The sequence below is a fragment of the Simiduia sp. genome, assembly GCF_058345725.1.
In genome coordinates, this window is the sequence record NZ_JBTUOC010000053.1 from 23,130 (window position 1) to 31,957 (window position 8,828).

The 8,828-nt window shown below is 58.1% G+C and carries 10 protein-coding genes and 4 tRNA genes; 9 read left to right on the forward strand and 5 right to left on the reverse strand.

The window, feature by feature from the left end:
* Positions 1 to 98: 98 nt before the first annotated feature.
* The 5 genes from ACW8F6_RS12180 to ACW8F6_RS12200 form a co-directional block, all read right to left on the reverse strand.
* Positions 99 to 686, reverse strand: a complete 588-nt coding sequence (locus ACW8F6_RS12180; RefSeq protein ID WP_491576144.1) for a PqiC family protein — start codon at positions 684 to 686, stop codon at positions 99 to 101.
* Entirely contained in the window at positions 686 to 1,681 is a 996-nt protein-coding gene (locus ACW8F6_RS12185; RefSeq protein WP_491576145.1) for an MlaD family protein, read from the reverse strand. Before ACW8F6_RS12185 ends, ACW8F6_RS12180 begins: the two co-directional genes overlap by 1 nt.
* Entirely contained in the window at positions 1,678 to 2,460 is a 783-nt protein-coding gene (locus ACW8F6_RS12190) for an ABC transporter ATP-binding protein (protein WP_491576146.1), read from the reverse strand. Before ACW8F6_RS12190 ends, ACW8F6_RS12185 begins: the two co-directional genes overlap by 4 nt.
* Positions 2,461 to 2,463: 3 nt before the next feature.
* A complete protein-coding gene (locus ACW8F6_RS12195) occupies positions 2,464 to 3,576 on the reverse strand; it encodes an ABC transporter permease (RefSeq protein ID WP_491576147.1) in 1,113 nt (370 codons plus the stop codon).
* Positions 3,577 to 3,664: 88 nt separating this feature from the next.
* Positions 3,665 to 4,141: a cyclic di-GMP-binding domain-containing protein, MshE-related gene (locus tag ACW8F6_RS12200; RefSeq protein ID WP_491576148.1), complete on the reverse strand. Its 477-nt coding sequence runs from the start codon at positions 4,139 to 4,141 to the stop codon at positions 3,665 to 3,667.
* A gap of 206 nt (positions 4,142 to 4,347) precedes the next feature.
* On the opposite strand from ACW8F6_RS12200, the gene alr reads away from it, so the two are divergent.
* From alr to ACW8F6_RS12245, 9 genes are all read left to right on the forward strand, one after another.
* Entirely contained in the window at positions 4,348 to 5,457 is a 1,110-nt protein-coding gene (gene alr, locus ACW8F6_RS12205) for an alanine racemase (protein WP_491576149.1), read from the forward strand.
* Positions 5,454 to 6,434 carry a bifunctional biotin--[acetyl-CoA-carboxylase] ligase/biotin operon repressor BirA gene (birA, locus tag ACW8F6_RS12210; protein WP_491576150.1) on the forward strand — a complete coding sequence of 327 codons (981 nt, stop codon included), beginning with the start codon at positions 5,454 to 5,456 and terminating at the stop codon, positions 6,432 to 6,434. The genes alr and birA overlap by 4 nt, the downstream gene beginning before the upstream one ends.
* On the forward strand, positions 6,431 to 7,138 hold the full coding sequence (locus ACW8F6_RS12215) for a type III pantothenate kinase (RefSeq protein ID WP_491576151.1): 708 nt from the start codon (positions 6,431 to 6,433) through the stop codon (positions 7,136 to 7,138). Before birA ends, ACW8F6_RS12215 begins: the two co-directional genes overlap by 4 nt.
* A 29-nt stretch (positions 7,139 to 7,167) precedes the next feature.
* Positions 7,168 to 7,866, forward strand: coding sequence for a hypothetical protein (locus ACW8F6_RS12220; protein WP_491576152.1), 699 nt, complete (start codon positions 7,168 to 7,170; stop codon positions 7,864 to 7,866).
* Positions 7,867 to 7,922: 56 nt separating this feature from the next.
* Positions 7,923 to 7,998: transfer RNA gene (locus ACW8F6_RS12225), tRNA-Thr, on the forward strand.
* A gap of 93 nt (positions 7,999 to 8,091) precedes the next feature.
* Positions 8,092 to 8,175, forward strand: a tRNA-Tyr gene (locus ACW8F6_RS12230).
* Between the two features lie 247 nt (positions 8,176 to 8,422).
* Positions 8,423 to 8,496 (forward strand) — tRNA-Gly (locus tag ACW8F6_RS12235).
* 31 nt (positions 8,497 to 8,527) lie between these two features.
* Positions 8,528 to 8,603: transfer RNA gene (locus ACW8F6_RS12240), tRNA-Thr, on the forward strand.
* An 85-nt stretch (positions 8,604 to 8,688) separates the two neighbouring features.
* On the forward strand, positions 8,689 to 8,828 hold a 140-nt coding region (locus tag ACW8F6_RS12245), incomplete at its 3' end, for a GTP-binding protein (RefSeq protein WP_491576154.1).

The window sequence follows — 8,828 nt, forward strand, 5'->3', positions numbered from 1 at the left end:
ACGCCCGATGCCTCGTACACGTATTCGATGACGCACCGCGGATCATTGATCTGGCCGCTGCTGTCTGAACTTTCAAAAACCATATCGCCAGCTGGGCGCTAGCTGCCGCTGAGCTGCGGAGAAATGGCTAGCGCCCACTGCTCAAGCAGACGTGACAGTGCGCGGCTGATATCCGCTGCGTCCGCGCGGCAGGGTTGGCTGGCCTGGAAATGTTGATGATGCAGCTTCAACTTGCCTGGGTGCTGACGGAGTTCCCAGGTGCCGCTGAGTGTGAGCTGGCGCCCGTCGTACACCAGGCTCTGTAAATCTAGGCGCAAGCTAAGGTCCGGCGTATTGTCTTGTCGCCAGGGGAAGGGCGTGCTGGCCAACTGTGCTGAGTGGCCGGTGAGTTGCAGTGCCAACACTCGCGCAACGCCCTGGTCCAGCGGTTCGGCCCAAATTTGGTTGGGGCTCATAAGTATCTTGCCGTCGGTGGATTGCACTGCAACCTGCGGGCGGTTGAGAAATTCGGCCAGGCGTACCGGGCCAATGCCGAGGGTTTGGTGAATGGTACTTGAGCTTTGCCACTCACTTGGTGTCGGCGCATTCAGCAGGTGGTGTTGTTTGGCGGGAGCGTGCTGGCAGGCGCCGAGCAGCAGCGAGAGCACGGCGAAAATAACCGGGTAAACGACGGTTGCTAGGCGCATTAATCAGATTCCTGTGCAGAGCGGCCGCGCCAAATGGCATCGGGCTGTTGGTCTAGTGAGTCGGACAGGTTGCGCAGTGCGCGCGCTGACCGGCTGATGTCCTGCAATGTGTCATCCAGCCTGACCACGATGGGAGCATCCTCTGAAAAGGTGCCCGCGACCTGGCTGGCTGCTATATCAAATTTTTCCAGGCTGGCATTCAGCTGCTCAATACTGGTTTGCAGCTGATTGGCAAGTTTTGGAGTCTGTGTATTCAGCTCGTTTATCAATGTGTTGGCCTGGGCAATGGTTGCACGTAGATCAGCGCCCAGCTGCTGGCTTTGTTGATCCAAATTTAGCGCGGTTTGTTCAAAAGCCTTGAGCGTTTTATCGGCGTTGTCAAAAGTAGTTTCTACGCGTCCACTGGCCACCAGGGTGTTCACTTGCACAGCGAGCCTATTGATATTGCTCACAAGGTCTTCCAAGTTGATATTTTGAAATTTTTTGGAGAATTGCTCGAAGTCTGTAGCCATGGTGGGCAGCTCGATAACACTGTCTTGTAGCTTGTACAGCCGCAACGGCGCGTCTGGATGAAAGTCTAGCTCGACATACAGCAAGCCCGTGAGAAAGCTTTGGTAGTTAAGTTGCGCTCGCAGGCCATTGGCTATTGAGGTCTTTAGAAAGGTGTCGTCGGCACTCGCACCACTGGTGTTAATGCGTTTCAATATCAAGTTGGCGGTGACGGTTGTGACTACCGGTTGTCGATGCGCCGCCGTTGCCGTATCGCTTTGAAAGGTAATTTGAATATCGGATATTTCGCCTAGCACAACTCCCTTAAGTTTAACCGGTGCGCCAATTTGCAGGCCCTGAACCGAGCCGTCAAAATGCATAACTACGCGCTCTTTTTGGGCGAATAATTTGCCGCCGGAAAAAAACAGCAGCGCCACAAATACCAGTGCTAGCGCGCCCATAATAAATGCGCCAATGGCCAGCGATATATTTTTGTTGGGGCTCATGGTGCGGTCCTGTTTGTGGGGGTCGCGCGGTTTAAGAACTGCCTGACGCGCGGATGCTGACTGTGGGAGGCCAGTGTTTGCGGGTGGCCGGCGCCGATCGTAGTGTGCGTTTCGTTGTCTAGAAAAACGCAATTAGTGCCAATGCTTAAAATACTTGGCAGCTCGTGCGAGACGATGATGACAGTGGAGTCGAGGGCCTCGCAAATTTCCACGATGAGTTGATCGAGGCGCAGTGAGCTAATTGGGTCCAGTCCAGCAGAGGGTTCGTCAAAGAATAGCAGCTTTGGGTCGAGCGCAATGGCGCGCGCCAGTCCCGCGCGTTTGTGCATGCCGCCGCTGAGCTCCGCAGGATAGTAACTTTCAAACCCGCCGAGGCCAACCAGGGCTAATTTATAGGCGACCGCCTCTGCGATTTGTGTGCTACTGAGCTCGGTGTAGAGTTGCAGCGGCAGTGCGACATTTTCGGCCAGGGTCATGCTGGAGAGCAGCGCGCCCGATTGAAAGGTCACCCCCCACTGCTGCTGCAATGCTAGTTGGGTGTCCGGGGCGGCGCTGTAAAAATTGTGGCGTTCGCCGTGGTGCAAATACCAAGTATTACCCTGGTTGGGTGGGAGCAGCCCGATCATGCTTTTTAGCAAGGTGGTTTTACCGCAACCACTGCCGCCAATGACGAAAAAAATGTCATTTTTGTTGACGGTGAAGGATAGGTTTTGCTGCACCACGCGGCTGCCGTAGCCGATGCTAAGTGATTCGGTGGTAACTAGCGGCTGTTGTGCCATGTGTTAGATGCCCAGTTTATCGTACAAAATGTTGAAGCCCGCGTCGGCCACCACTAGGTAGACAATGGCCCGAACCACGGCGTGGGTAGTGGCCAACCCTACCGCCGTGGAGTTGCGCCCGCATTGAATACCGGCCTGGCAACCCGCCACCGCAATCAAAATGCCAAAAACAAAACTCTTGATCAGCCCTGTGGATATGTCTAGCCAACTAACGGCACTTTGTGTCTGGAGTACATACTGGGTCAGGCTGACATCCATGGTGGTCGCCACAATGGCGCCGCCGGCCATGCCGATGACATCGGCGTAAATGCAGAGCAGAGGCATTACAAGCACCAGCGCCAGCAGGCGCGGCAGCACCAGAAAATCCATGCTGGAAATGCCCATCACCCGCAGGGCGTCAATTTCGTCGTTGGCCTGCATGGTGCCGAGTTGGGCGGCAAAGGCGGCGCCCGTGCGCCCCGCCATGATAACGGCGGTCATCAGTGCGCCCATTTCTCGCACCATGCCTAAGGAGACCAAATTGGCGACGTACACTTGAGCGCCCCATTGTTGCAGCTGCACTGCGCCGAGGTACGCCAGAATCATGCCCACCAGCACGGCGATTAACGTCACTATGGGTAGCGCCTGCGGCCCGGCTTGTGCAACAAAAAAACCGATATCGCTGGTGCGCGTTTTCGCGCGACCGGTGAGCCAGCGGCCCAAGGCCAGGCAGATATCGCCCACAAAAATGAGCGTTTGCTGTACTTCGTGCCCCTGTTGGGTGAGTTGGGCTCGCCATTTGACCCAAATGGAGCTATCGGAGGTCTCGTCTGCGGGGGGCTGTACGGGCACATCTGTGGCTAATGCCAGCAGTCGCTGTAAATTAGGCGGTGCCTCCCCCGTGTGAAAATGCGTCTGCTGTTTTGTGCATTGGCGGGCCAAGTGCAGCAGGGCGATGACCAGGCTGGAGTCCCAGTGTTGGAGGTTTTCGGTGGCCAGCACCAGGTGGTCGCAGATGGGGGGGAGCGCGGCGCACAGGGCCGCGCCGTCGGGCGCGCTGCCCAGCTCCCAGTTACCGGCAACCACCAGTGTGCAGTGCTGTTGGTGACATTCCATGTGAAAGCGCGCGCGGGTCATAGGGGCCCTGTTTGATTGCCGATGCAAGGGTGGACTATTGGAGTTTATAGCGAAATACGCAGCGAAGGGCCATCAACTGCGCAGATACTTAAAACTGGTAGCGCAATTCCAGTTTTAAACTGTCTTCCGACCAGTTGGCTTGGTAGCGTACTCCTTTAGTAAATTTACTGACGCCGCCGGCATAGTGGCCGCTGATCAGCGTGACAACAGGGGCGGCAGGGCCGGTGCGCAGATTGATGAGCCAACTGGGCTCTCGGTGTGCTGTAGCGCGTTTGGCAGTGCCCGGGTTGAGGCTGGCCTGTGAGTAGTTGGCGGGGTTGGCGACCAGCTGGTGGGTTAGCCGCTGCGCCTCAGAGGCGAAGCAGGGGCTGCCGGCTAGAGTAAAACTGCTGATGAGCATGGCCGCCTTAAGCATTTGTTGCCATTTTAGTGTGCGTGTGAGCTGGCGCTCTGAGATGAGTTGCAGGTTCACCAGAATTTCGCCCAGCGGTTGCCGGGTTTGCTGTTGCAGGGCGATGGCGGACTGTAGCTGCTCGCGGCTGATCAGCTGCCGTTGTACGAGCATTTCGCCAAGTTTCTGGTGGGGGTGGCAGTTGTCCATTGGGGGTGCGAGGCTCAAACTGGTGGGGCTGAATTCAGTCTAGGTGGCCTTTGCCCGCCTGCCTAGCGAGCGATTAGACAGATTCTTTATGAGTGCGCTGAAACCTATGCCTAGCGACTATCCCCCATGGGTGCATCTGCGTAATATGGTCGCCTGTTGTAGGAGGGGGTATGGCTGAAACCTGTGGGATATTAACAGTCAATTTACGCGCCATAGTGCGCAATTGGCTGCGGCTGCGCGCTAAGGTTGCGCCAGCCCGCTGCGCGGCTGTGGTGAAGGCTGATGCCTACGGGCTAGGTATGGTGCCCGTGGCCCGTGCGCTGCAGGGCGCTGGCTGCGAATGCTTTTTTGTGGCCACTCAAGCTGAAGGGCTGGCGTTGCGGCAGGCGCTGGGGCCAACCCCTTCTATTATAGTGCTGGGCGGCGCCAGGCCCGGCACCGAGGGGGAGCTGGTTGCCGCGGGACTTTGGCCGAGCTTGTATTCCGAGGAAGCCATTGCGCGCTGGCGAAAGGCCACTGTTGGTGCGCCCTGTGTGCTGAAGTTTAATTCAGGCATGACCCGGCTGGGGCTAGACGAACAGGAGTTGGCGGCGTTGTTGGCTCAGCGGTCGCTCGCCCAGGCGCTCAATGTCCAAATGTTCATGAGTCATCTCGCCTGTGCCGACGAGCCGTCGCACCCTTTGAATGCTCAGCAGTTGACCAGTTTTCAGCGCCAGCTACCGGCGGTTCGGGCGGCTTGGCCAGCGGCTGAAATCAGTTTAAGTAATTCGTCGGGCATTTTTTTGGGGGCGGATTGGCACTTTGCGTGTGTAAGGCCCGGCGCGGCACTCTATGGCGTGAACCCCACGCCAGGTCTTCCCAATCCGCAGGAGGCCGTGGTGCGCTTGGCGTTACCGGTGCTCCAATATCGCACCCTGACCCAGGCTGCGAGCCTGGGTTACAGCGCGACCGCCACAGGCGTTGCCGGCCAAACTCTGGCCGTGGCGATGGGCGGCTATGCAGACGGCTTGCATCGTTTGATGAGTGGCAGAGGGCAGGGCATGCTGGCCGGGCGGCGGGTGCCGCTACTGGGGCGAGTATCCATGGATGTCACGCTGTTTGATGTCAGTCAGGTGCCCGCATTGCCCCCTATTGGTGAGGCTTATATCGATGTGCTTAACGATGAGCTGACGGTGTCACGGGTGGCGGAAACCATGGGAACCATAGGTTATGAAGTGCTTACTAGCCTGGGGCAGCGCTATGAGCGTCGGTATGTGGAAGAGGGAGAGGTAGGGATTTGAGCGCAGAATCGGGTATAGCGCCCTTATTACAAGCGCTGGCCGACGGTGAGTTTCACTCGGGCGAAGCCTTGGGGGAGTTGATTGGAGTTTCGCGCACCGCCGTGTGGAAGCAACTGCAGAAGCTGGCGCCGCTGGGGCTGGAAGTCATTTCGGTTAAGGGGCGAGGCTATCGGCTCGATCGCCCACTGGACCTCTTATCGCCGGCTGCAATTGAGGCGGGGTTATCGGACCGAGCGCGAACTGCCCTATCACTTCGCTGTGTGCTGCAAACGGATTCCACCAATGTGCAGGCCATGGCCGCTGCGGCAGCTGGTAATGCGAACGGACTGGTGGTGTTGGCTGAGCAGCAGCTCGCCGGGCGCGGCCGCCGCGGTCGACACTGGGTGAGCCCCTTTGGCGCCAACATTTATATGTCGATGGTCTGGCAGTTTAGCGGTGGGGCCGCGGCGCTAAGCGGTCTAAGTTTGGCGGTGGGGGTGGCCTGTGCTCGAGCGCTTGGGGCCGCGGGACTGGATAGTGTTGGGTTAAAGTGGCCTAACGACCTGTTGGTAGAGGGGCGTAAGCTGGGCGGTATTTTGTTGGAAATGACGGGTGATCCGGCTGGCGAGTGCCAGGTGGTGATCGGCGTGGGTTTGAATGTTGCGATGGCCGATGCCGATGCGGGAGGCATTGATCAGCCCTGGGCGAGCTTGAGGGCGCTTGGTGTTACGCTGCCGCGTGGGCAGCTGGTGAGCTTGCTATTGAATGCCATTGTGACCGTGTTGGACGAGTTTGAGCAGGGCGGCTTTTCGACATTGCGGGCGGAGTGGATGGCATTGGATGTGTTTCGAGATGCTCCCGTAACTGTTTCGAGTGTCAATCAGGCGGTCGCTGGTGTGGCGCGCGGTGTGGACGACACCGGCGCCCTGTTGCTGGAAACGGCGCAGGGGCTGCAGGCCTTTCACGGTGGCGAAGTGTCGCTGCGAGCGCGCGTATGATTTTAGAACTGGACTGTGGAAACAGTCGGATAAAATGGCGGACCCTACCGGCGGCGGCGGAAGGCAGTGCGTCCTGGCCTGAGTTTGAGGCGCGGGGGTTGTCGGCCCTGGGATTGCCAAAACAGGCGCCGGCGCGAGTGCGATTGGCGTCGGTGGCGCGTCAGACGAGCCTGCTAACTGCTGCGCTTGAGGCGGCCTATGGCGTGACGGTCGAGCGCGCTTTGGTGGTGGCCGACTGTGCCGGTGTGCGCTGTGGCTACCGTGAGCCGTCTCGCCTAGGAGTGGATCGCTGGCTGGCAGTGTTGGCTGCGGCTGCTCGGTTTCCGGGAGAAGATCTGGTGGTGGTGGATGCGGGCACGGCTGTCACGGTGGATGTGGTGAGTGCGGGAGTGCACAGCGGTGGCTTCATTGGGCCGGGTCTGCATATGATGCGCGCTGCGCTATATGCCGAAACTGCGGCTGTACAGGTGCCGGCACTGCAGTCTGATTTGCCTGCACGGCCGGGCGACAACACGGCGGCGGCGGTATCGGGCGCGCTGCTATTAATGGTGCTTGGCTTAGTGGAGCAGGCGCGCACGCGATATGCGCCGCTGGCGCGCCTTGTGATCACAGGTGGCGATGGCCCGGTGTTGCTGCCCGCCTTGCCAGGCGCAGTCTACCTGCCGGCGCTGGTCATGGATGGGTTAGCGGTAGCGCTACCTTAAACAGTTAATTGGCTTAAAGAGAATACAGCATGCGTTTGGTGTTTTTGGTTTTGTTGGTGCTCAACGGGGTTTTGTTTGGGTGGTATGTGCTGCAGCCCAGCGAAGAGCCTCAGGCGCGCATTGTGGCTGCACCCGCTGCGGGTACGAGCGCCCGTTCTCTGACGCTGATTGAGGAAATGGACGCGGACGCTCGGCAGATGCTGTCGAAAGGCACTCCAGTTGGGCGCGAGGGTGAGGCGCCGATCTGTACACTGGTGGGGCCGTTCTTGGATGCCGACCGCGGCGCCATAGTGCGCGAGCGGCTGCGCGCGCTCGGGGTCGATTCAAACCTCCAGTCTCTAGAGATCACCGCCGGTGAGTCATACTGGGTGTATTTGCCGCCGGAGCCCTCGCAGGAGCAGGCCTTGCGGCGACTGCACGAGCTGCAGGCCAAGCAGGTGGATAGTTATGTGATACCGCGGGGTGAGCTGGCGAACGGTATTTCCTTTGGCATGTTTACCCAAAAACCCCTGGCTGAGGCGCGCCAAGCGGAAATGGTAAAACTCGGTTATCAGGCGGAATTAAAAGTATTGCCCCGCACACAGAAAGAGTTGTGGGTAGTTTTGGGGCCTGGACAGGCCTCTAGCGTGGCGGCTTCCGTGTGGCAGGACCTGCTGCCGGCAGGGGGCGGCCAAGAGATTCGTCAAAATTTATGCTCAGCTGTTGCGTCGGGGGACAAGTTTCACTAGAATCGCGCCTCCACATTACAGGCAGGCCTGAAAAGGTGTGTTTTGGAGTGGTTTTAGCTGGTGTAGCTCAGTTGGTAGAGCATCTGACTTGTAATCAGGCGGTCGAGGGTTCAACTCCTTTCACCAGCTCCATTTTCTATAAGCTACGTGCTGTAAGCCCGTGAATTTACTCACAAAAGTGGTTGACAAGCGCTAGCCTGAGCCGGAGAATTGCCGGCTCTTTTGGCAGGGGTTCCCGAGTGGCCAAAGGGATCAGACTGTAAATCTGACGCGAAAGCTTCGATGGTTCGAATCCATCCCCCTGCACCATTATTGAAGTCCAGATGTTGAGTCTGGCATTTCGCTGGAAAAGTCCCCGTTGGGGGGTGGAGTGAGAACCAGAGAGGTGGTTCGACGACCAGCGAAGCGCAGGCGAGCGCCGCGATAGCGGCGACCGTAGGGAATAATCCATCCCCCTGCACCATTATTAAAGTCCAGGTCTCGGCGACTGGCAGCTGCCATTAGGTGTGGTAGCCGTTTTTCGGATTGGCTGTAACTGTTTAGTCCGTCAGTCAATGCGGGCATAGTTTAATGGTAGAACCTCAGCCTTCCAAGCTGATGATGCGGGTTCGATTCCCGCTGCCCGCTCCAGTTTTGGAGTCGGAAGTTTAGGTAAGTTTTCGCTCTTGTAGCTCAGTTGGTAGAGCACACCCTTGGTAAGGGTGAGGTCACCGGTTCAACTCCGGTCAAGAGCTCCAGTTTCCGCAAAGGCCGGTCTTTTGCGGAATTTTGTTTTGTTTGAAGAAACGATGTGTTCGCCCCTGTAAATAGGAGACGTTGGCAATGGCTAAGGCTAAGTTTGAACGTAACAAGCCCCACGTAAACGTGGGCACCATTGGTCACGTTGACCACGGTAAAACCACTCTGACCGCAGCTCTGACGCGCGTATGTGCCGAAGTATGGGGCGGCGAAGCTGTAGCATT